Genomic DNA, 22,254 nt, shown 5'->3' with positions numbered 1-22,254 from the left:
GTCGGTGTTCAGAGCCGGCCGGTGAGCACCCGTGCCGGGTCCCCCGGGTCCAGCGCGAGCGCGGCGGCCAGCAGCAGCCGGCCCTGCCACGGGCTCAGGTCGCCGCCGAGCAGGGCGCCGTCGCGGGCGAGGCTCGCGCCGCCTCCCGCGTACAGCGGCGCGACCGGCCCGGCCGGCACGCGCGAGCACACCAGCACCGGGACGCCGCCGGCGACCAGCTCGGCGGCCGCCGCGGCGACCGGCGGCGGGACGTTCCCCGCACCGAGCGCCTCGAGCACCACCCCGGCCGCCCCCGCAGCGACCGCGGCCCGCAGCAGGGCGTCGTCCGCACCCTGGTGGCAGGCGACGACGTCGACCCGCGGCAGGTCGGCGTCCAGGTCCAGCGGCAGCGCCGGCAGGCGCGGCGGGCGGGCCAGCGGGACGACGGCCCCGGCCGCCACCCTCAGCAGCGGTCCGCGCCCCGGCGCCCCGAAGGCCCCGCTGCGCAGCGTGTCGAGCTTGCGGACCCCGCGGGCGGCGAAGACCAGCCCGTCGAAGCCCAGCAGCACGCCCAGCCCGCGCGCCGCGGGGTCGGCGGCCACCCGCAGGGCGTCGGTCAGGTTGGCCGGGCCGTCCGGGGCCGGCGCGTCGAACGGCCGCTGCGCGCCGGTGAACACGACCGGCCGCTCGTCGTCGTGCACCAGGTCGGCCAGGAACGCCGACTCCTCCATCGTGTCCGTGCCGTGGGTGACGACGACGCCGTCGACGCCGTCGGCCAGGCGGCGGCGCACCTCGCGGACCAGGCCGCGCACGTCGGCGCCGGTGAGGGCGAAGCTCGGCACGGTCGTGAGGTCGCCGACGGTCACCTCGATGCCCGGCAGCGGCCCGGCCGCGGCGAGCAGCTCGGCGGCCGGTGTGGTGGCCGACAGCCCGTCAGCGGTGCGCCCGCTGGCGATCGTGCCGCCGGTGGCCAGCAGGTGGACCCGTGCCACGACCCCTCCTCGTCCCTCGTGCCGGCCCCAGGTGACCACGGCGCCCCGGCGGGCGCACCTCGGTGCCTGTGAGCGAACCCACCCGCGCGGCTGACCTGCGCATCCGGCGGACCGGCCGGTTCCTGACTTGACGGACGCCCGAACCGCTCACCTACAGTCCTGGGCCGGACACCGCCCGTCATGGGGGGCTGCTGCCGCGAGGGCCACGGGGCTTGGCGGACGGCGGCGCGGAGCGGGTCCCCACCACCGCTCGACCGCTCGGGAGACCACCCCCATGCCCCACCCCGCTGACCGGCGCCGCGGGCGCCGTCGGTGAGCACGGTCCTCGGCCGGCCGCGCGTCGCCGACCTCACCGGCGAGGTGCCGGTCCCGGTCACCCGCCGGGCCGCGCCCTCCACCCGGGTGCAGGCGGTGGCCTGGACGGCGCTGCACGCGCTGGTCGCCGTCGCGCCGCTGGCCCTGTGCCTCACCGCCGTCCGTCCCGGGCGCGGCTTCCTGGTCGACCTGTCGGTGGCGCTGGGCTTCCTCGCGCTCTCGGTGCTGGGCCTGCAGTTCGCGCTGGCCGCCCGGTTCTCCCTCGCCACTGCCCCGTTCGGCATCGACGCCGTCCTGCGCTACCACCGGCAGGTGTCCGGGCTGGCCGTCGTGGCCGCGCTCGGCCACCCGGTGCTGCTGTTCCTCGCCGACGGCCGCCACCTGGTGCTGCTCGACGTCGCCGACGCGCCGCTGCGGGCCCAGTTCGCCTGGGTGTCGGTGCTCGCGCTGGCGCTGCTGGTCGTCACCTCGGTGTGGCGGCGGACGTTGCGCATCCCGTACCAGGTCTGGCACGTCCTCCACTCGCTGCTCGGCGTGACCGTCGTGCTGGCCGGCCTGGTGCACGCCTTCCTCGTGGACAACTGGATGAGCGCGCCGTGGGTGCGCCTCGGGTGGGTCGTCTACGCCGCGGCTTTCCTGTGGCTGGCGGTGTGGGTCCGGCTGGTGCGGCCGCTGCGGCTGTGGCGCCGTCCCTGGCGGGTGGTGGAGCTGTGGCCCGAGCCCGGCGGCAGCGTCACCGTCGGCCTGGAGCCCGCCCACCGGCACCACGGCCGGCCGTGGTCGTTCACGGCCGGCCAGTTCGCCTGGATCCTGCCGGGCCGGGTGCCGTTCACCCCGACCTACCACCCGTTCTCGATCTCCTCGAGCGCGCTCCGCCCCCGGGTGGAGTTCACGATCAAGCAGGTCGGCGACTTCACCCGCTCGATCCGCCGGCTGCGGGTCGGCGACACCGTCTACGTCGACGGCCCGCACGGCTCGTTCACCCTCGACCGCCACCCCGGCATGGGCTACGTCCTCCTCGCCACCGGCGTCGGCGTCACCCCGTTCCTCAGCATGCTGGCCACGCTCGCCGACCAGGGCGACCGGCGTCCGGTCTGGCTGTTCCTCGGCAACCGCAGCGAGGACCGGATCACCGGCATCCGGCAGCTCGAGCGGTTGCGCGGCCGGCTGGACCTCACGGTGGTGCACGTGCTGAGCCGCGCGTCCCAGGAGTGGGCGGGGGAGCGCGGCCGGATCGACGCCGCGCTGCTGGCCCGCCACCTGCCGCCGCACGCCCGCTCGCTGCAGTACTTGGTCTGCTCGCGCGAGGAGACGGTCCGCTCGCTGCGCGCCGCGCTCGGCCAGCTCGACGTGCCCGCCGACCGGGTGCACAGCGAGCAGTTCGGGACGGTCTGAGGTGCGCACCCCCGGACCGGCGTCCGCGGCCTGGGTGGTCAGCGTCGGGCTGCTCGCCCTCTGCGTGCTCTGGGCGCTGCTGCAGACCTGACCGGCCGGAGCGGGAGACGGTTGTCACGGGACCGGACAGGCAATCCCCGGGGGGACCGTCCGCACCCCGCCCTCAGGAGACCCGGTGGCCACCTTCAGCTCGGCCCAGCTCACCCCGACCGCCTTCCTCGAGCGCTCCGCGCGGGTCTTCCCCGAGCGGACGGCGGTGGTCGACGGAGACCGCCGGTCCACCTACAGCGAGTTCGCCGACCGCTCCCGCCGGCTGGCCGGGGCGCTGGCTGCCCGCGGCGTCGCACCGGGGGACCGGGTGGCCGCGCTGTGCGCCAACAGCTCGACGATGCTCGAGATGCACAACGGCGTGCCGTGGGCCGGGGCGGTCCTGGTCCCGCTCAACACACGGCTGAAGCCGGCCGAGCTGGAGTACATCCTGCGGCACTCCGGCGCGGCGGTCCTCGTCGCGGACGCCGCGTTCGCCGCGACCGCCACCGAGGTCGCCGCCGCGGTGGGCATCCCGGTCGTGCTGGCCGGCGGCGAGGACGACGAGTACGAGCAGCTGCTGGCCGCGGCCGAGCCCCTGGCGCTGCCCTGCGCCGACGAGGACGGGCTGCTGGCGCTCAACTACACCTCCGGCACCACCGGCCGGCCCAAGGGCGTCATGTACAGCCACCGGGGCGCCTACCTGCAGGCGCTCGCGATGGCCCTGCACACCGGGCTGGGCCCCACCAGCCGGTACCTGTGGACGCTGCCCATGTTCCACTGCGACGGCTGGTGCTTCCCCTGGGCGGTGTCGGCCGGCGGCGCCACCCACGTGTGCCTGCCGAAGGTGGAGCCCGCCCGCATCTGGCAGCTGCTGCGCAGCGAGGGCATCACCCACTTCAGCGCGGCGCCGACCGTGCTGACCATGATCGCCAACGCCGAGGAGGCGGAGGCCGGCCCGGTCTCCCCGCGGGTCTCGGTGCAGACCGGTGGCGCGCCGCCCACCCCCACCCTGCTGGCCCGGATGGCCGCGCTGCACATGGACGTCACCCACCTGTACGGGCTGACCGAGACCTACGGGCCGGTGGCGGTCAACCAGTGGCACCCGGAGTGGGACGACCTCCCGGCAGAGCAGCAGGCCGACCTCAAGGCCCGGCAGGGGGTCCCGAACGTGGTGGCCGAGCCGTTGCGGGTGGTGGGGGAGGACGGCACCGACGTCCCCCGCGACGGGGAGACGATCGGCGAGATCGTCGCCCGCGGCAACGACGTCATGCTCGGCTACTACCAGGACGAGGAGGCGACGGCGGCCGCGACGCTGCCGGGGTCCGACGGTGGACCCGGCTGGTTCCGCACCGGCGACCTCGCGGTCGTCCACCCGGACGGCTACCTCGAGATCCGGGACCGCAGCAAGGACATCATCATCTCCGGCGGGGAGAACATCTCCTCGGTGGAGGTCGAGCGCGCCCTGGACGCCCACCCGGCCGTGCTGGAGTCCGCCGTGGTCGCCGAGCCCCACGAGACGTGGGGGGAGGTCCCGGTGGCCCACGTGACGCTGCGGCCCGGGAGCGAGGTCACCGACGAGGAGCTCGCGGCCTTCGTGCGGTCGCGGCTGGCGGGGTTCAAGGTGCCCAAGCGGTTCGTCTACGGCGACCTGCCGAAGACCTCCACCGGCAAGGTGCAGAAGAACGAGCTGCGCGGGCGTTCCGCGGGCTGATGCCCTGAGCCGCACCGGCTCGACGGGCGGGCCGGCCGGGCCAGGAGCAGGCTGGCCTCCTCCGACCGCGACCCTCCCGACGCCCGAGGAGTCCCCGTGCCGCGTCGACGCACCGTCCTGACCGCCCTGACCGCAGCCGTCCTGACCGGGGTCGCCCCGGCCGGTCCGGCGGGTGCCACCCCGGGCGACGCCGTGCCGCCCCCGGAGAAGGTGCCCCGCGCGGTCGGCACCGGGGGCGCGGTCGCCACGGTGGACCCCGACGCCACCCGGGTCGGCCTGGAGGTCCTGGCCGCGGGTGGCAACGCCGCCGATGCGGCGGTCGCCGCCGCCGCCGCGCTCGGCGTGACCGAGCCCTACTCGGCAGGCGTCGGAGGCGGCGGCTTCTTCGTGTACCACGACGCCGCGACGGGAAAGGTCACCACGATCGACGGCCGGGAGACCGCGCCGCAGGCGATGGGGGCCGACGCCTTCCTCGGGGAGGACGGCGAGCCGCTGCCCTTCGAGGAGGCAGTGACGAGCGGGCTGTCGGTCGGCACGCCGGGGACCCCGCTGACGTGGCAGCGGGCGCTCGAGGAGTTCGGCACGCTCTCGCTGGCCGAGGCGCTGCAGGGCGGCACCGAGCTGGCCGCGGAGGGCTTCGTCGTCGACGAGACGTTCCGCGAGCAGACCGCCGACAACGAGGAGCGGTTCCGCCGCTTCGCGCCGTCCGCCGAGCTGTTCCTCCCCGGCGGCGCGCTGCCCGAGGTGGGCTCGGTCTTCCGCAACCCCGACCTGGCGGGCACCTACGAGCTGCTGGCCGCGAAGGGCGTCGAGGTCCTCTACACCGGGGAGCTGGGCGAGGAGGTCGTGCGCACCGCGCAGGAGCCCCCGCTGGCGGACGGCGCCGAGCCGGTGCGGGCGGGCCTGCTGGAGGAGTCCGACCTCGCCGCGTACGAGGCGCCGCTGCGCGAGCCGACCCGCGTCGACTACCGCGGCCTGGAGGTCTACGGGATGGCGCCGCCGTCCAGCGGTGGCTCGACCGTCGGCGAGGCGCTGAACGTGCTGGAGGGGTTCGAGCTGGCGACCCTCCCCGAGGTCGACGTCCTGCACACCTACCTGGAGGCGAGCGCGCTGGCCTTCGCCGACCGCAACGCCTACGTCGGCGACCCCGCCTACACCCAGGTGCCGCTGGCCGAGCTGCTCTCCGACGCCTTCGCCGCCGAGCGGGCCTGCCTGGTCGACCCGGACCGGGCGGCCCCGAAGCCGGTGCCGGCGGGCGTCCCGGACGGCGAGTACGGCCCGTGCCCGGCCCCGGCCGCACCTCCCGGCGACGGCGGCACGGAGGGGCCGTCCACGACCCACCTGACCGTGGCCGACGCCGAGGGGAACGTGGCCGCCTACACGCTGACCATCGAGCAGACCGGTGGCAGCGGCATCACCGTCCCCGGCCGCGGGTTCCTGCTGAACAACGAGCTGACCGACTTCACCTTCGCCCCCGCCGACCCGACCCGTCCCGAGCCGAACCTGCCCGCTCCGGGCAAGCGGCCGCGCAGCAGCATGGCGCCGACCGTCGTGCTGCAGGACGGCGAGCCGCTGCTGGCCCTCGGCTCGCCCGGCGGGGCCACGATCATCACCACCGTGCTGCAGACCCTCGTGGCCCGGCTGGACCGCGGGGCCGACCTGGCCGACGCGATCGCGGCTCCGCGGGCCAGCCAGCGCAACGCCGCGACGGCCGACGCCGAGCCGGCCTTCCTCGACGCCTACGGCGCCGAGCTGACCGCCCGCGGGCACGCCTTCGCGCCGGTCGACGAGATCGGGGCCGCCACCGGCGTGGAGTTCCTGCCCGACGGGCGGCTGCTCGCCGCGGCCGAGGCCGTGCGGCGCGGTGGCGGCAGCGCCGGGGTGGTGCACCCCGGCGACGGCTGACCCGGCGGGTCAGCCCGCGCGCCGGCCGCCCAGGTGGGCCAGCACGGCCGCTGCGAGCAGCAGCGACCAGACCGCCTGGACGGCGACCAGCGCTGGCGTCGGGCCGCCCAGCAGCAGCGCGGCGAGCAGCGGCAGGCTGCCGGCGACCCCGACGTCCACGCCCTGCACCAGCGTGGCGCCGACCCCGGCCGGCAGCGCGCCCATCGGCGTGGACACCACCGGCCCGGACCAGTCCGGGTCCGGCCGGTAGGCCCCGCGCAGCGCTGCCGCTGCCCAGACCGGGGCGACGGCGAGCGCCAGCAGCGTCCAGGTGCCCGGGGCACCGGTGCCGACGCCGAGCAGCAGCCCGGTCGCGGTGCAGACCACGGCCGTGACGCACAGCGGGAGCACCGCCCGGCTGCGCACGACCGCCGCCGCGGAGAGCGCGAACAGCCGGTCCAGCTCCGGTGCGCCCTGGGCCTCGCGTGCGGGCCGGCCGGCCGCGGTCGCCGCCAGCCCCCAGCCGGCCAGGCAGCCGGCCCACACCGCCGGCGGCAGCGCGCCCAGCCCCTCGGTCCGGGCGACGACCACCGGGACGGCGACCGCGACGAGCAGCTGGCCGAGCTGCCACCACCCCCGGGTCAGGACGGCGAGGTCGCCGGCGACCACGGCCTGCCAGGGGCGGCGGGCCGGCCGGAAGCGCCGGCTGCGCCGCGGCGGCCGGTCGCGCCCGGCCAGCGCCCGCCCCAGGTTCCGCGTGTCCAGCGCCAGCACCGAGCCGCCGGCGTACGTCGCGGTCGCACCACCGGCCCGCAGCCGCCCGGCGTCGAGCCGGCCCAGGCCGTGCTCGGCCCGCACCAGCAGCGCGGCGGCGACCACGGCCGCGACGGCGAGCAGCCAGCCCGGCGGGGCACCGGCCCCCGGGAGATCGGGCGGCCGGGCGCCGAGCGCCCCGGCCGTGGCGACGACCGCGGCGAGCAGCGCGGCCCCGACCGCCACCGCACCCGCCGCCGGCGCCACCCCGCGCTCGCGGCCGCGGGTCTGCAGCAGCGCGGTGCCGCCGACCGCGGCGACGGCGAGGGCGACCGCCCAGCCCAGCCCGCCGAGCGCCGACGCCACGGTGGGGGTCGCCGTCCCGCCGAGGACCAGCGGCAGGGCCACCAGCACCGCGACGGCGACGACCGCGGTGGTCAGCCGCGAGAGCTCCCCGCGGAGCAGACCCCGCCGGTCGGCCGGCAGCGGCAGCCACCAGGCCGCCGCCGCGGGCGTGGCGCTGACCGGGCCGAGCCGGGCCAGGACGACGACCGCGCCGGCCCCCGCGAGCACCGCCAGCGCCGCGGAGCTGGCGGAGGCGGGCAGCGTCGTGGCAGTGACCGGCGCACCGGCCAGTGCGACCTCCTCGCGCAGCGAGGCGAGGCTCCCCCCGGCGACCGCGACGCCGATCCCGGCCGAGACGAGCCCGCCCCAGGCCTCGCCGAGACGCTCGGATAGGGTGGTCCGCGCCCGGGCCGCCGTCGCGCGGCGGGTCTGCCGGCGCACCGCCACGCCGTCCAGCGGCGCCACCGGGGTGCTGGTCGCCACGGCTCAGAGCTCCGCGATCCGGCCGGCGGCCTCGGCCGGGTCGAGCAGCCGGCAGGCGTCGTCGTCCACCACGAGGACCTCGTCGGCGACCGTCCCGACCACGTCGGCGTCGTGGCTGGCGAGGAGGACGGCCGTGCCGGCGTCCCGCAGCGCCGCGAGCCGGGCGGCCAGCCGGGCCCGCATGCCGGCGTCGAGCCGGCGCTCGGGCTCGTCGAGCACCAGCAGCCGGGCCGGGCGGACGAAAGCGGCCGCCAGCGCCAGCCGCCGCCGCTGGCCCGACGACAGCGCCGAGGGCAGCGCGTCGGCCCGCCCGGCCAGCCCGAACGCCGCGACCTCCGTGTCGACGGCGTCCTCCGGGCCGGCCACGCCGTGGCCCCGCGCGGTCAGCAGCAGGTGCTCGCGGCCGGTGAGGGAGGCGAAGAACGCGTCGTCGTCCAGCACGGCGGCGACGTCTCGGCGGAACCCGGCCGACCGCTCGTCCACCGGGGAGCCGTCGAACGCCACGATGCCGGCCAGCGGCTCCAGCAGGCCGACCAGGGTGCGCAGAAGCGTGGACTTGCCCGAGCCGTTCGGGCCGACGACGGCGAGCGCGCGGCCGGGTGCCAGGCGCAGGTCCACCTGTGCGCAGACCGGGGTGCCGCCGTGCCCCACCGACAGCTCCTCCGCGACGAGCAGGTCGAACGATCCGATGGGGTTCCGCATGGCCGGTCCACCCTAGGGCGCCGCGAGGCGGCGACCGGTTCCGGCGCGCCCGCGCCGGGCGGAGGATGGCGACATGGACGCCGAGCCCGGCCTGCAGCCCGACGGCGAACCCGACCTCGACGGCTTCCTGCTGGCCCGGATCGCCGAGGACCAGCGGCTCGCGGCCGCCGCCGCGGCGGCGACCGGCCGCCCGGAGTGGGACGGCGGCCTCCTGGGGGACCTCCCGGTGGACGCCGCCGCGCACGCCGCCCACCACGACCCGGCGCGGGCGCTCGCCGACTGCGCGGCGCGGCGCCGGCTGGTGCTCGCCTGCCGCGACGCGGCTCCGGACCTGCACGTGCTCGGCGCGCGGCCGGAGGGGCTGGACCTCCCGCTCGCGCCCACCGACCGGCACCAGCTCGCCGCGCTCACCCTGGCGCTGCTCGCCCTCCCGCACGCCGCGCACCCGGACTACCGGCCGGCCTGGCGCCCCTGAGGCCGATGAGTCCGGCCCGCCCGGCGGGTCCTTCCTGCGACGACCCCTGGGAGGCGGCATGCGCACGCTCGCGATCACGCAGAACACCACGGTCGACGGCGCGGTGGAGATGCTCGACGACTGGTTCGACCCGCAGGGCCAGGCGGACGGCGCCGACCTGCTCGAGGAGGTGCACCGCCAGGACCAGCGCTCCGACGCGTTCCTCGTCGGCCGGCGCACCTTCGAGGACCTCCGCGGCTACTGGCCGGCGCGCGAGGACGACACCACCGGCATCAGCGCCTACCTCGACGCGGTGCCGAAGTACGTCGTGTCGCGGACCCTCACCGAGCCCGGCTGGCAGCACACCACCGTGCTGTCCGGCGACCCGGTCGTGCAGGTGCGGGCGCTCAAGGAGCAGCCCGGCGCCGACATCGTGGTCACCGGCAGCATCTCCCTCTGCCACACGCTGATCGGCGCCGGCCTGGTCGACGAGTACCGGCTGTTCGCCTACCCCGTCGTGCAGGGCCGCGGTCGCCGGCTGTTCCCCGACGGGACCGCGGCGGCCCGGCTCCGGCTGGTCGAGTCCCGCGCCTTCCGCAGCGGCATCACGTACTCCCGGTACGCCGCCGCCTGAAACGCGTCCCGGAGCGGCGGCGGTCCCGGAGGCTCAACAGCGCAGCAGTTCCCCGGAGCGGGCGCAGCTCTCGTCCACGCCCGCCTGCGCCGCCGGGGACACCGCCCCCACGGCGAAGGAGCCGTGGACCATCCCGTCGTAGCGGGTGACCTCCACCGGGACGCCGGCCCCGCGCCGTAGGCCTCGCCCTCGTCGCGCATCGGGTCGTACTCGGCGGTGACGACCACCGCGGGCGGCAGCCCGGTCAGGTCGGCGGCGTGCAGCGGCGACAGGCGGGGGCCGCTCCCTCGTGCACGGGTGGCACGCCGCTCGCGGCGAGCACGCCGAGCAGCCCGGCGATGTGCGGGTCGACCGGCGCGGGACCTCCTGGTCGGTACGGGTGTGCGCTCGGTCACGGCACGGTAGCGCCGGGGTGCGACGGATCCGGCACGGGGTGCCTGCCGCCGCCGAACGGTCAGGGGGTGGCCGTGGTCGTGCCGGTCCCCGTCGGTGCGGCGGTCGCGGTGGGCGTCGGCGCGGTCGTCGACCCCTGAGTGGGTGTCGGGACGGAGGTCGCTGTCGGGCTGGAGCTCGGGGTCGCGCTGGGGCTCGGTGCGGGGCTGGGTGACGGCGTCGGTGCGGGGCTGGGTGACGGCGTCGGGGTCGGGCTCGGTGTGGGGCTCGGGCTGGGCGTCGGTGTGGGGCTGGGGGTCGGGCTCGGTGTGGGGGTCGGTGTGGGGCTGGGCGTCGGTGTGGGGCTGGGCGTCGGTGTGGGGCTGAGGGTCGGCGTCGGGGTCGGGCTCGGTGTGGGGCTCGGGGTCGGGCTCGGTGTGGGGCTGGGGGTCGGCGTCGGCGTACCGGCCGGCGCGGGAACGGCCGCTGCGCTGGACAGGCTCGGCGCGGAGCTGCTGGTCCCGGGACTCGTGGCGCTGGGCTGACCCGCAACGGAGCCGGTGACGCCCGAGCCCGTGGTCCCGGCGCTCGTCGGGCCGGTGCTCGTCGGACCGGTGCTCGTCGGACCGGTGCTCGTCGGACCGGTGCTCGTCGGGCCGGCGCTCGTCGGACCGGTGCTCGTCGGACCGGTGCTCGTGGCGCCGGACCCGCCGGACACCTCGGGCGCGGTCGTCCCCGTCATGGGCGCCGGGGCCGTTGTCCGCGTGGTGGGCGCAGGCGGGGTCGCCGCAGCGTCCCCGGGTGCGGCGGCAGACCGTTGCGGCGTCGACCGCGGCGTCCCGTCGGCCTCGCCGCCGTCCGGAGCCGACAGGCCCGGTCCGTCCGAGCCCGTCCCGGGAGCCGGGCCGGGCGGAGCAACAACAGGCGGCAGCGCCTCGACCCCGGGCCCCGTCGTGGCCCCACCGGTCCCGCCGGTCACGAGGGCGGGGGGACCCAGGACGATCCCGCCGAGGCCCAGCGCGATCCCGAGCGCGGCAGTGCCGGCCACCAGGCGTTCCGTGCCGGGGAGGCGCCGCCGGGGCGGGCGCACCGCCGCCCGGACGGCGGGCGGCGGGGGAGCCGCCACGGCCGGGGCGCCGGCTGCGCGGGCGGCGCTCAGCCGGGCCTGGATACCGGACTGGGTGGACAGCGCCAGCTGCGGCAGGAACAGGAAGACGACGGCACCGACCGCCACCACCCCGGCGACGACGAGCAGCACCAGGTCGACGGAGCTGGAGAAGCCGACGCGGAACGGCTCGGCGATCGCGTCGGGCAGCTGCTGGACGAAGGAGGTGTCGGAGAGGTCGTCGCCGACCCCGTCGAGCGTCTCCAGCCCGGGCGCCAGGCCGGGGTCGGCGCGGACGGCGTCCCGCACGGCGCCGTCGATCTCCAGGGGCAGCCGGGTGAACAGCAGCGAGAGGAACGCCGCCGCGCCCACGGTGGCCCCCGTCTGGCGGAAGAAGGCCACCGACGAGGTGGCCACGCCGATCTCCCGCGGGGAGACGGCGTTCTGCACCGCGACGACGACCGGCTGGAAGGTGAAGCCGACACCGACGCCGAACAGGGCCATGAACGGCACGAACAGCCCGTAGGGGGTGTTGGTCCCCATGACGAGGGACAGCGAGACCAGGCCGGCGGCCATCAGCACCGTGCCGAGAAGCGGGAAGGCCCGGTACCGGCCGGTCCTCGAGATCGCGATCCCCGAGCTCGCCGCGCCGGCCATGATCCCGGCGACGAGCGGGAGCATCTGCAGGCCCGCGACGGTCGCGCTGGAGCCGTGCACGATCTGCAGGTACTGCGGGATCAGCAGCAGGCCGCCGAACATGCCCGCGCCCAGGACGACGCTGCCCAGGGCGGTGACGGTGAAGCTGCGGACCCGGAACAGCCGCAGCGGGAGCAGCGCGTCCTCGCCGTGGGCCCGCTCGGCCAGCACGAACCAGACCAGCCCGACCGCGCCGAGCGCGTAGCAGGCCAGCGCCGCCGGTGAGGTCCAGCCCCATCCGCGGCCCCGCTCGGCGACGACCAGCAGCGGTACGGCGCAGGTGGCCAGCGCCAGCGCGCCCGGCCAGTCGATGCGGTGCTCGCGCCGCTCGTGCGGCAGGTGCAGCACGCGGAAGACGACGGCGAACGCCAGCGCCCCCAGGGGGACGTTGACCAGGAAGATCCAGCGCCACCCGTCGACGCCGAGCAGGGACCCCTGGCCGGCCAGGAAGCCGCCGAGGACCGGGCCCAGCACGCTGGAGCTGCCCCAGACGGCCATCGTGTAGCCCTGGTAGCGGGAGCGCTCCCGGGGCGGGACCATGTCGCCGATGATCGCCAGCGCCAGCGACATCAGCCCGCCGGCGCCCACGCCCTGTACCGCCCGGGCGGCCGCCAGCTGGTACATCGAGTCCACCACGCCGCAGCACACCGAGCCGCCGATGAACACCGAGATCGCGAACAGGTACAGCGGCCGCCGCCCGTAGACGTCGGAGAGCTTGCCGTACAGCGGTGTGGAGATCGTCGAGGTGATGAGGAAGGCGGTGGTCGCCCAGGCCTGCAGGGAGAAGCCGTCGAGGTCGTCGGCGATGGTGCGGATCGCGGTCGCCACGATCGTCTGGTCGAGGGCCGCGAGGAACATCGCGGCCATCAACCCGGCCAGGACGGTCAGGACCTGCCGGTGGGTGAAGACGCCGTCCGCGGAGCCGGGGACGGCGCCCCCCGCGTGCCCGGTCCCGTCGGTGCCGCTGCGCCGGCTCATGCGGTTCCTCGAGCGGCCTTCCGACCGCGCCCGGGACTGGAGGGGGGTCGCGCGGTCCCCGGTCGATCTCGTGCTGGCGGCATGCGGGCTCCAGACGCTGATCGGAAGCAGGTCGTGCCGGACCGGCGGAGCATGGGGAGCCGTGCGGGAGCCGCGCAACCCCCGTCAGGCGCGATGGACGCGAGGGATGGGAACACGCCGGGGCGTGCGGGGGGACACGCCGAGGAGGAGGTGCGGCCGGTCGCCGCCGACGACGTCGGTGGGGTGGTCGGGGTGCCTGCGCGCGCACCACGCCGACGGGGACGAGGAGGTCGTCGGCCCACCTGCTTGACTGGTTGAGCACTGGACCGTCGCCGGTGGCGGCCCCGACCCCTGGAGGACACCCGTGCACATCGGCGTCGACAGCTTCGTCGCAGCGGTGACCGACCCCTCGACCGAGCGGCTCATCGGTCCCGAGGAGCGGATGGCGCACCTGCTCGAGGAGATCGCCCTCGCCGACGAGGTCGGCCTGTACTCCTTCGGCATCGGCGAGCACCACCGGCCCGAGTACTACGACTCCGCGCCGCCGGTGATCCTGGGTGCGGCGGCCGCGCGGACCTCGCGCATCCGGCTCGGCAGCGCGGTCACCGTGCTCAGCGCCGCCGACCCGGTCCGGGTCTTCCAGCAGTTCGCCACGCTGGACCTGATCTCGCGGGGTCGCGTCGACCTGGTGGTGGGCCGCGGCTCGTTCGTCGAGGCGTTCCCGCTGTTCGGGCTGTCGCTCGCGGACTACGACTCGCTGTTCGAGGAGAAGCTGGACCTGCTGCTGCGGCTGCGGGACTCCGAGGAGGTGACCTGGTCGGGGCGGCACCGCCCCGCCCTCACCGGGCAGGGCGTCCACCCCCGGCCGCTGCAGGACCCGCTGCCGATCTGGGTCGGTGTCGGCGGGACGCCGGAGTCCTTCGTCCGCGCCGGGCTGCTCGGCCTGCCGCTGATGGTGGCGATCATCGGCGGCGAGCCGCGGCAGTTCGGCCCGCTGGTCGACCTCTACCGCCGGGCCGGGGCCCAGGCCGGGCACGACCCGTCGCGGCTGCAGGTGGGCCTGCACGTGTTCGGCTACGTCGCGGAGAGCGCGCAGGCCGCCGCCGACACGATCTACCCCGGCTGGCACGAGATGTTCGCGAAGATCTCCCGGGAGCGCGGCTTCGCGCACCCGACGCGGGCGCAGTTCGACGCGACGAGCGGGCCGAACGGCGCCTTCTTCATGGGCGACCCGGACACCGTGGCCGACAAGCTGCGCCGGGTCTCCGAGCAGCTCGGCGGGGTCGACCGCGTCTCCATCCAGATGACCAACCCGCGGCTGGCGCACGCGGACCTGCTGCGCGGCATCGAGCTGCTCGGGACAGCGGTGGCCCCGAAGGTGGCGGACGCCTAGACACGGCGGGCGGTGGCCAGCAGCACCGGCTGGGACTGCCCGGCCCAGGTCCCGGTGAGCGTCGCACCGGGAGCCGTCGCGGTGGCGTCCAGGACCCGGCGGACGACGAGCTCGATGTCGCCGGCGCGCACGGTCGTCGCGTCGGCGGAGTCGGCGACGACGGGGGTACCGAGCGGCCCGACGCCCGCCGCCGTCCCGCTGCCGGTCACCCGGGCGCTCGGGTCGCGGCGCTCCGGCGTCCCGTCGGTGACGACGAGCTCCTCGGCCTGCGGGCGGCCGGTGAGGACGACCTCGGCCAGTGCGGCGAGGTAGACCGGGTCGGCGCAGGCGTCGTAGCACCAGCGCCGGCCGAGCACCGAGTGCTCCGTCGTCCCCACCAGGTGCTCCGCCAGCTCGGGCACGGGCGCGCCGCGGTAGGTCAGCGGCACGTGCAGCAGGGTGTCGCCGGCCCGCAGCACGAACGTCTCGGTGCCCACCTCGCCGGCCGGGTCGTCGAAGCGGTAGGCGGCCACCTGCTCCGGTCCGGCCGCGACGCCCCACGGGCGGGACGGCAGCCAGCCGGCGACCAGCTCGAGCTTGGACGGTCGCAGGTCGGCCCGGTGGATGATCGCCATGCGTCGACGCTAGGCCAGTGGTACATGTCCCACCATCTGATGGCGGCCGTCCGATCGGGACGCCGCCGGTCGAGAGGAGACGCGGATGCCCACCCCCACCGACGACCGCCGGGACCTGCTCACGGTCATCGCCCACATGCGCGCGAAGCCGGGGCAGGAGGACCGGCTGCGCGCGGCGCTGACGTCCCTGGTCGAGCCGACGAGCCAGGAGGCGGGCTACGTCAACTACGACCTGCACGAGTCGGTCGAGCAGGCGGGCACCTTCTTCTTCTACGAGAACTGGGAGACGGCTGCGCACCTCGACGCGCACCTGCAGACCCCGCACCTGGTCGAGTTCGCCGGCCGGCTGGAGGAGTTGCTCGACGAGCAGGGCCTGACCATCAACCGGCTCCGCCGGATCGCCTGAGATGGCCGAGTCCCTCGACGTGCGGGTCGTCGGCCCCGAGGAGCGCGACCCGGGGACGGCGCAGACGCCCGGGCTGCAGCGCTTCGCGGCGGTGTCCGCCGGGATCACCGGCTCGCAGCGGATGTGGATGGGCTACGCCGTCCTCGAGCCGGGCGGGAAGACCGGCGTCCACCACCACGGCGAGTCCGAGACGGCGATCTACGTCATCAGCGGCGTGACCCGCTGGTGGGTGGGGGACCGGCTGGACGACGTCCGGGAAGCCCGGGCCGGCGACTTCGTGTTCATCCCGCCGGGCATCGTGCACTGGGAGCAGAACGCCAGCGACACCGAGCCGGTGGAGATGGTCGTGGCCCGCAGCACCCAGGAGGCGATCGTCGTCCCGGTGTCCGGACACCCGCACGCGCCGGAGCACGCTCACTGAACCCGGCCCCCGCGTCGCCGGCCCGGTGTGGTGCGCTGGGCCGGTGGCGCGGGGGACGACGGTCGGCGGGTCGGCCGCGGTCTTCCTGCTCGGCCTGTCCGCGCTGCTGACGATCTACTCGACGCAGCCGCTGCTGCCCGCGCTCGCCGCCGACCTGGACGTGTCCGCGACCGGCGCCGCCTGGACGGTGAGCGCCACCGCCCTGGGCGTCGCGGTGGGCGCGCCGTTCGCCGGGGCGGTGTCCGACCGGCTGGGCCGCAAGCGGGTGATGCTGGCGGCCATCGCCGCGACGGTGCTGGCCACCCTCGCCTGCGCGGCGGCGCCGGCCCTCCCGGCGCTGCTGGCCGCCCGCGCGGCGCAGGGGCTGGCCGTGCCGTTCGTGTTCGCGGTGGCGGTGGCCTACGTGGCGGAAGAGGTCGCCGGCCCGCGCTCCGCGGCGGTCAACGCGCTGTACGTCTCGGGGACGGCGTTCGGCGGCTTCCTCGGCCGGTTCCTGTCCGGCGCGGTCGCCGAGCCGCTGGGCTGGCGGGCGTCGTTCGTCGCGCTGGCCGCCGTCCTGCTGCTCGTGCTGGGCGCGGTCGCGGCCTGGCTGCCGCGGGAGCAGCGCTTCCGGCCCTCGCCCGGCCTGCTGGCGGGGGTGCGCGGCATCGGCGGGCAGCTGCGCGACCGGCGGCTGATCGGCACCTGCCTGCTGGGCGCGTCGGTGCTCTTCGTGCAGGTCGGCGCGTTCACCTACGCCGGGCTGCACCTGTCCGGGCCGCCGTTCGGCCTGGGCACCGCCGAGGTCGGAGCGGTGTTCGCGGTCTTCCTGGTCGCCGTCGTCGTCACGCCGCTGACCGGCCGGCTGGTGTCGCGCGTCGGCCGCCGGGTGGTGCTGGTGCTGGCCACGGGGGTCGTGCTGGGCGGCCTGGCGCTGACCCTGGTGCCGGCGACCCCGGCCGTCGTCGCCGGGCTGGCGGCCTCCTGCACCGGGGTGTTCGCCGCCCAGACCTGTGCCACCGCGCAGGCGGCGGCGGGTGCCGGCCGGGCCCGGTCGAGCGCCGTCGGGCTGTACCTGACCTGCTACTACGCGGGCGGGGGCGTCGGCGCGGTCGCCCCGGCGCCGCTGTTCGACGTTGCCGGCTGGGGCGGGTGCGTGGCGCTGCTCGGCGCTGTCGCCGTCCTCGGGGCGGTCGCCGCGCTGCTCGGCTGGCCGGCCCGGGCCGGCGTCGAGCCCCCTGCGCGCGGTGCCCGCCCGGCGTCGAGCGTGTCGGCGCCGGCGGGGGAGCGGTCCGACCGGTAGCGCGGGGAGCCTCCGGGTGCGGGAGGGTGGCACCCGGTGGCGGCGTGTGGGGAGATGCCGTCCCCGGGACGCGACGGTGGAGGTGTCGGCATGACCCGAGCGATCGTCGTCGGCGGCGGGGTCGCCGGCCCCGTGGCGGCGATGGCCCTGCAGCGGGCCGGCATCGAGGCCACCGTCCACGAGGCGCACGCCGGCCCGGCGGGAGACGTCGGCGCGTGGCTGGGCGTGCAGGTCAACGGGCTCGACGCGCTGCGGGCGATCGACGCGGAGCGGGCGGTCGCCGAGGTGGGCTTCCCGACGCCGGTCATCGAGTTCCGCAGCTGGACCGGGAAGGTGCTGGGCGCCCTCCCCACCTCGGGCCCCGGCGGGGACGTCGGCCTGTCGATGCGGCGGTCGGACCTCTACCGGGCGATCCACGCCGAGGCCCTGCGCCGGGGCGTGACGGTGCGCTACGGCTCCCGGCTGGTCGACGCACGCAGCACCGACTCGGCGGTGACGGCGGTCTTCGCCGACGGCACGGTCGAGTCGGCCGACCTCCTCGTCGGGGCCGACGGCGTCCGCTCGGCCGTCCGGGCCCTGGTCGACCCCGGGGGTGCGGCGCCCCGCTTCGTCCCGGTCCTCAACACGGCGGGGTACTCCGAGCACGTGCTGCCCGGCGCCGAGGTCGGCCGGCTGACCATGGTGTTCGGCCGGCGCTCGTTCGCCGGGTACCTGGCGGCGCCGTCCGGCGGTACCTGGTGGTTCGCCAACCCGCCACTGACCCGCGAACCGTCGGCCGGGGAGGTGGCGGCCACCTCGGACGCGGAGTGGCGGGCCCGGCTGCACGACCTGCACCGCGGCGACCGGTCGCCCGTGCTGTCCCTGGTCGAGGCCACGCCCGGTCCGCTGCGCGGGTGGACGACGTACGACGTCCCGACCGCGCGCCGGTGGTCGGCCGGGCGGATGGTGCTGATCGGGGACGCCGCGCACGCGACCTCGCCGGCGGCGGGCCAGGGCTCCTCGCTCGCCGTCGAGGACGCCGTCGTGCTGGCCCGGTGCCTGCGCGACCTGCCGCTCCCCACGGCCCTGCAGGCGTACGAGGGACTGCGTCGGCAGCGGGCGGAGCGGGTCGTCGCCCAGGGCTTCCGCACCAGCAGCGCGAAGTCGCCCCCCGCCGTCGGCCGGGTCGTCCGCGACCTGCTCATGCCGGTCGTGCTGCGGCGCCGGGACCCGCAGGCCTGGGTGCGGGCCCACTCCGTCGACTGGGACGCACCCGCGGTCCCCGCCTGAGGGCCCGCGCTCAGCCGCCGGCGAGCAGTGCCCGGACGGCGTCGAGGGTGTCGGCCTCGGCCGGCGACTTGTCCGGCCGGTAGCGGACCACCCGCGCGAAGCGCAGGGCGAGCCCGCCGGGGTAGCGCGGGCTGCGCTGGGCGCCGTCCAGGGCGACCTCCACGACCAGCTCGGGCCGCAGCAGCACGCCCCAGTCGTGCTGCTGCCGGGCGAGGCCGGGGAACGTCTGCGTCTGCCAGTCCAGCAGCTCGTCGGTCATCCCCTTGAAGGTCTTGCCGACCATCACCGGCCCACTGCCGTCGGGGTCCCGCGCGCCGAGGTGGATGTTCGACAGCTTCCCCGAGCGCCGCCCGTACCCCCACTCCGCGCCGAGCACGACCAGGTCCAGGGTGTGCACCGGCTTGACCTTCTGCCACGCCCGGCCGCGCCGGCCGGCGGCGTAGGGCGCGTCGAGCGCCTTGACGACGACGCCCTCGTGCCCGGCGCCCAGCGCGCCGTCGAGCACCTCGGCCGCCTGCTCGGGGGTCGGCCGGCGGACGCCGGGCATCCGCAGCGCCGCGTGCTCCTCGCCGGCCAGCAGCTGCGCCAGCGCGTCGAGCCGGACGGCCAGCGGCTCGTCGAGCAGGTCGCGGCCGTCGAGGTGCAGCAGGTCGAAGAAGAACAGGCTGAGCAGCACCGTCTCGTCCGCGGCGCTGCCGAAACGGCTCATCGTGTCCTGGAAGGCGCGCGGGCGGCCGTCGTCGTCCAGGGCGAGGGTCTCCCCGTCGAGGACGGCGGTACGGCACGGCAGCGCCCGCACCTGCGCGACCAGCTCCGGCACGCCTTCGGTGACCTCGCGGAGGGTGCGGGTCCACACCCGGACGACGTCGCCGTCGCGGTGCACCTGGATGCGGGCGCCGTCCAGCTTGTGCTCGACGGTGACGTCGTCGCCGAGGTCGGCGAGCGCGGCGTCCAGCGAGGAGCCCGGGCCGGCGAGCATCGGGCGCACCGGGCGGCCGACCTGCAGGTGCACGGCGTCCAGCGCCTCCGCGCCGCCGGTCAGGGCGGTGGCGGCGGTGTCCGGCAGGCTGCCCGAGAGCATGAAGGCGCGCCGGACCCGAGCGGCCGGGACGCCGGACGCGGTGGCGATCGCGTCGAGGACGACGCCCTCCAGCGCGCCCTGCCGCAGCTCGCCGGTGAGCAGCCGCACCAGGAAGCGCTGCTCGTCGGCCGTGGCGCAGGTGGACAGCTGCTCGAGGAGGGCGTCGCGCCGGGCCGCCGAGCCGGTGCCGGTCGTGCCGGCCAGCTCGGTGAGGGCGCGGTCGACGTCGCCCACGGTCAGCGCGGGTGCCGGGGCCGGGTCGTGGGCGAGGCGGGTGAGGGTGCGCCAGCCGACGCCGACGCGGCCCTGCAGGGTGTCACCGGCCAGCCAGGCGGTGACCGGCCGCAGCTCGTCGTCGTCCGCGCGGCGCAGCAGGCCGGCGATGGCCGCGGCCTTCGCCGTGCGCGAGCGGGTGGCCGCGACCGCGGCGGAGGCGGCGACGACGTCGGCGAACAGCACGGCGCCATGGTGGCAGCCGGGTCCGACGGTCCCGGTACCTGCACGACGTGCCGACCGGCCCGGCCCACCACCTGGTGCGGCGCGACCGGGGCGGCGGCGTGCTGCCCGAGCACGCGGCTGAGCCGCCGGTCCCGGTCAGCGAGCCGTGTGGAGCGGCTCGCTCAGCCGCCGAGGTGGGCCTGCTTCGGGGCGAGCCCCAGGAGCGCCTCGGCCGCGACCCGGTCCCGGCCGGCGCCCGCGGCCGCGGTGACGACGGCGCCGACGAGGCCCTCGACGAGCGGGGCCGGGGAGAGGACGACGCGCTCCCGGACCTCGTCGTCCAGCAGCTCCAGGGCGGTCTCGGCGGAGAGGACGGCGCTGCCGAGGTCCATCAGGACGACGACGCCGTCCCCGCTGTCGGCCGCGGTGACCGCGTCGGCGATCGCGGTGGCGTCGGTGCCGAGGCCACCGTCGACGTCCCCGGCCGCCGTCCCGATGGCCAGCTCCCGGCCGGGCAGCATGCCGCGGGCCAGCTCGACCGCGGCCTCGGCGAGGGCGCGGCTGTGCGAGACGACGACCACCCCGACCGGCACGCGGGTCAGCCCCGGCCGGCGAGCGCGGTGGCGGCGGCCTCGACCAGCAGGGTGGCCGAGGTGGCGCCCGGGTCCTGGTGGCCGGCGCTGCGCTCGCCGAGGTAGCTGGCCCGGCCCTTGCGGGCGACCATCGGCACGGTCGCGTCGCGGCCCTGGGCGGCGGCGTCCGCGGCGAGCCGGAGCGCCTCGTCGAGCGGCTTGCCGGCGCCGAGCGCCTCGTCGAGGGCGTCGCACGCCGGGCCGAGCGCGTCGAGCATCGTCTTGTCCCCGCGCTCGGCCTTGCCGCGCGCGACGACCCCCTCGTACCCGGCGCGCACCGCCGTGGCGAACGCGGCGCCGTCGTCGCCGTCGAGCGCGCCGGCGGCGCGCAGGAAGAAGGTGCCGTAGAGCGGGCCGCTGGCGCCGCCGACGGTCTTGATCAGCGTCGTCGCGACCGTCTTGAGGACGGCGGCCGGCTCCTCCGGGGCCTGGGCCTCGAGCGCGGCGACGGCGGCCGCCGTCCCGCGGTCGAGGTTGGCGCCGTGGTCGGCGTCCCCGATGGCTGCGTCGAGCTGGGTGAGCGCGTCGCGCTGCTCGTGCACCAGCCGGGTGAACTCGTGGACCCAGGCGGTGAGCCCGGCGGCGTCGACCACGGTCACGCGCCCCAGCGCAGCGCCGGGGTGCGCACGGGCGCGTCCCACAGCCGCAGCAGCTCGTCGTCCGCCCGGAGCAGGGTCACCGAGCAGCCGGCCATGTCCAGGCTGGTCATGTAGGAGCCGACGAGGTTGCGGGCCACGCCGACCCCGGCCTTCTCCAGGACGGCGACCACCTCGGCGTACATGAGGTACAGCTCGAGCAGCGGGGTGCCGCCCATGCCGTTGACGAAGGCGATCACCCCGTCCCCGCCGGTCATGTCGAGGTCGCTGAGGACCGGCTCGACCAGCATCTCGGCGACCTCGCGGGCCGGGGCCAGCGGGACGCGGCGGCGGCCGGGCTCGCCGTGGATGCCGATGCCGATCTCCATCTCGTCGTCCGGCAGGTCGAACGTCGGCCGGCCTGCCGCAGGGACGGTGCAGGAGGTGAGCGCCATGCCCATGCTGCGGCCGGTGGCATTGACCCGCCGCGCGATCTCCGCGACCTCGGCCAGCGGCCGGCCCTCCTCGGCCGCGGCGCCGGCCAGCTTCTCGAGCAGCACGGTGACGCCGACGCCCCGCCGTCCGGCGGTGTAGAGGCTGTTCTGGACGGCGACGTCGTCGTCGACCACGACCGCGACGACCTCCGTGTCGCTCTCCGCGGCCGCCAGCTCCGCCGCCATCTCGAAGTTCATGACGTCGCCGGTGTAGTTCTTCACGATGTGCAGCACCCCGGCGCCCCCGTCGACCCCCTGGGTCGCGGCCGCCACCTGGTCGGGCACCGGGGAGGTGAACACCTCGCCCGCGCACGCCGCGTCGAGCATCCCCGTGCCGACGAACCCGGCGTGCATCGGCTCGTGCCCCGAGCCGCCGCCGGACACCAGGCCGACCTTGCCGCGCACCGGCGCGTCACCGCGGAACACCACCCGGTTCTCGTGGTCGACGCGCAGCTCCGGGTGGGCTGCGGCCATGCCGCGCAAGGCCTCGGGGACGACGTCCGCGGGATCGTTGATGAGCTTCTTCACCACTGGCTCCTGACGTCGGCATTTCCGGTGACGGCGGTCACGCTAGGAGTGGGCACCTGCCAGCACAAGCGACGTCCGATCTGCGGTCTGCTCACGCCGCCCGTGTCGGGCCCCGCGCCTGCTCCGATCCACACTCGTTCGTGACGCCGGTGTCGCCCTCGCGCCGTTGCCCACTCCACTCTCACGCGCTCCAGCGGGCCTGTGCCGCGGCTGACCCTCGTGCGCCTCTGACTGCGCTCTCCGCGACGGCGGTCGGTGTGTCTGTCAGCGCG

Annotated in this window: 20 protein-coding genes and 1 pseudogene; 10 read left to right on the top strand and 11 right to left on the bottom strand. The window is 76.8% G+C overall.

From position 1 onward, the window contains the following. Positions 1-8 precede the first annotated feature (8 nt). Complete coding sequence (locus tag BLR12_RS06950; RefSeq protein WP_091375387.1) at positions 9-971, bottom strand: asparaginase; 963 nt, start codon at positions 969-971, stop codon at positions 9-11. Positions 972-1,283: 312 nt separating this feature from the next. Here BLR12_RS06950 and BLR12_RS06945 point away from each other — a divergent pair, with 312 nt between their 5' ends. The 3 genes from BLR12_RS06945 (at position 1,284) to ggt (ending at position 6,327) form a co-directional block, all read left to right on the top strand. Next, complete coding sequence (locus BLR12_RS06945) at positions 1,284-2,681, top strand: ferredoxin reductase family protein (protein ID WP_091375384.1); 1,398 nt, start codon at positions 1,284-1,286, stop codon at positions 2,679-2,681. 175 nt (positions 2,682-2,856) lie between these two features. Beyond that, complete coding sequence (locus BLR12_RS06940) at positions 2,857-4,422, top strand: acyl--CoA ligase family protein (RefSeq protein ID WP_091375381.1); 1,566 nt, start codon at positions 2,857-2,859, stop codon at positions 4,420-4,422. 96 nt (positions 4,423-4,518) lie between these two features. Beyond that, positions 4,519-6,327 carry a gamma-glutamyltransferase gene (gene ggt / locus BLR12_RS06935; protein ID WP_091375378.1) on the top strand — a complete coding sequence of 603 codons (1,809 nt, stop codon included), beginning with the start codon at positions 4,519-4,521 and terminating at the stop codon, positions 6,325-6,327. Positions 6,328-6,336: 9 nt separating this feature from the next. Here ggt and BLR12_RS06930 read toward each other — a convergent pair whose 3' ends face one another. Together BLR12_RS06930 and BLR12_RS06925 are read right to left on the bottom strand one after the other, a co-directional pair. Then, positions 6,337-7,887 (bottom strand): DUF6297 family protein, encoded by a 1,551-nt coding sequence (locus tag BLR12_RS06930; protein ID WP_091375376.1) that lies wholly within the window; start codon positions 7,885-7,887, stop codon positions 6,337-6,339. Positions 7,888-7,890: 3 nt separating this feature from the next. Next, positions 7,891-8,589 (bottom strand): ABC transporter ATP-binding protein, encoded by a 699-nt coding sequence (locus tag BLR12_RS06925; protein ID WP_091375373.1) that lies wholly within the window; start codon positions 8,587-8,589, stop codon positions 7,891-7,893. Positions 8,590-8,662: 73 nt separating this feature from the next. Between BLR12_RS06925 and BLR12_RS06920 the strand changes: the two genes are divergently transcribed. Beyond that, complete coding sequence (locus BLR12_RS06920; RefSeq protein WP_091375372.1) at positions 8,663-9,064, top strand: DUF6221 family protein; 402 nt, start codon at positions 8,663-8,665, stop codon at positions 9,062-9,064. 58 nt (positions 9,065-9,122) lie between these two features. Then, positions 9,123-9,677: a dihydrofolate reductase family protein gene (locus tag BLR12_RS25120; RefSeq protein WP_091375369.1), complete on the top strand. Its 555-nt coding sequence runs from the start codon at positions 9,123-9,125 to the stop codon at positions 9,675-9,677. A 33-nt stretch (positions 9,678-9,710) separates the two neighbouring features. On the opposite strand, the gene BLR12_RS25115 is transcribed toward BLR12_RS25120, so the two are convergent. The 3 genes and pseudogenes from BLR12_RS25115 to BLR12_RS24815 form a co-directional block, all read right to left on the bottom strand. Further along, entirely contained in the window at positions 9,711-9,833 is a 123-nt protein-coding gene (locus BLR12_RS25115) for a hypothetical protein (protein WP_255363393.1), read from the bottom strand. A gap of 74 nt (positions 9,834-9,907) precedes the next feature. Continuing rightward, positions 9,908-10,072: pseudogene (locus tag BLR12_RS25505) on the bottom strand (hypothetical protein); the annotation flags it as partial. A 59-nt stretch (positions 10,073-10,131) separates the two neighbouring features. Beyond that, positions 10,132-12,828, bottom strand: a complete 2,697-nt coding sequence (locus tag BLR12_RS24815; RefSeq protein WP_218120572.1) for an MDR family MFS transporter — start codon at positions 12,826-12,828, stop codon at positions 10,132-10,134. A 385-nt stretch (positions 12,829-13,213) separates the two neighbouring features. Here BLR12_RS24815 and BLR12_RS06895 point away from each other — a divergent pair, with 385 nt between their 5' ends. Continuing rightward, a complete protein-coding gene (locus BLR12_RS06895; protein WP_091375365.1) occupies positions 13,214-14,242 on the top strand; it encodes an Atu2307/SP_0267 family LLM class monooxygenase in 1,029 nt (342 codons plus the stop codon). Here BLR12_RS06895 and BLR12_RS06890 read toward each other — a convergent pair. Beyond that, a complete protein-coding gene (locus BLR12_RS06890; protein ID WP_091375363.1) occupies positions 14,239-14,856 on the bottom strand; it encodes a CG0192-related protein in 618 nt (205 codons plus the stop codon). The two genes, BLR12_RS06895 and BLR12_RS06890, sit on opposite strands and share 4 nt — an antisense overlap. 85 nt (positions 14,857-14,941) lie before the next feature. Here BLR12_RS06890 and BLR12_RS06885 point away from each other — a divergent pair, with 85 nt between their 5' ends. From BLR12_RS06885 to BLR12_RS06870, 4 genes are all read left to right on the top strand, one after another. After that, complete coding sequence (locus BLR12_RS06885) at positions 14,942-15,262, top strand: putative quinol monooxygenase (protein ID WP_091375360.1); 321 nt, start codon at positions 14,942-14,944, stop codon at positions 15,260-15,262. 1 nt (position 15,263) lies between these two features. Next, entirely contained in the window at positions 15,264-15,683 is a 420-nt protein-coding gene (locus tag BLR12_RS06880; protein ID WP_091375358.1) for a cupin domain-containing protein, read from the top strand. Between the two features lie 43 nt (positions 15,684-15,726). After that, positions 15,727-16,965 (top strand): MFS transporter, encoded by a 1,239-nt coding sequence (locus BLR12_RS06875; RefSeq protein WP_091375355.1) that lies wholly within the window; start codon positions 15,727-15,729, stop codon positions 16,963-16,965. Between the two features lie 90 nt (positions 16,966-17,055). Continuing rightward, positions 17,056-18,234 carry an FAD-dependent oxidoreductase gene (locus tag BLR12_RS06870; RefSeq protein ID WP_091375352.1) on the top strand — a complete coding sequence of 393 codons (1,179 nt, stop codon included), beginning with the start codon at positions 17,056-17,058 and terminating at the stop codon, positions 18,232-18,234. Between the two features lie 10 nt (positions 18,235-18,244). Here BLR12_RS06870 and BLR12_RS06865 read toward each other — a convergent pair whose 3' ends face one another. The 4 genes from BLR12_RS06865 to dhaK form a co-directional block, all read right to left on the bottom strand. Further along, on the bottom strand, positions 18,245-19,774 hold the full coding sequence (locus BLR12_RS06865) for an ATP-dependent DNA ligase (protein ID WP_091375348.1): 1,530 nt from the start codon (positions 19,772-19,774) through the stop codon (positions 18,245-18,247). Between the two features lie 161 nt (positions 19,775-19,935). Then, positions 19,936-20,346, bottom strand: a complete 411-nt coding sequence (gene dhaM / locus BLR12_RS06860; protein WP_091375345.1) for a dihydroxyacetone kinase phosphoryl donor subunit DhaM — start codon at positions 20,344-20,346, stop codon at positions 19,936-19,938. Between the two features lie 5 nt (positions 20,347-20,351). Next, positions 20,352-20,984 (bottom strand): dihydroxyacetone kinase subunit DhaL, encoded by a 633-nt coding sequence (gene dhaL, locus BLR12_RS06855; RefSeq protein WP_091376545.1) that lies wholly within the window; start codon positions 20,982-20,984, stop codon positions 20,352-20,354. Then, positions 20,981-21,982 (bottom strand): dihydroxyacetone kinase subunit DhaK, encoded by a 1,002-nt coding sequence (gene dhaK / locus BLR12_RS06850; RefSeq protein WP_091375342.1) that lies wholly within the window; start codon positions 21,980-21,982, stop codon positions 20,981-20,983. The genes dhaL and dhaK overlap by 4 nt, the downstream gene beginning before the upstream one ends. Positions 21,983-22,254 lie beyond the last annotated feature (272 nt).

It is taken from the genome of Geodermatophilus sp. DSM 45219, from assembly GCF_900104025.1.
Taxonomy (GTDB): domain Bacteria; phylum Actinomycetota; class Actinomycetes; order Mycobacteriales; family Geodermatophilaceae; genus Geodermatophilus.
The sequence above is the reverse complement of the archived record's forward strand: the minus strand, read 5'-3'. Positions and strand labels throughout refer to the sequence as shown.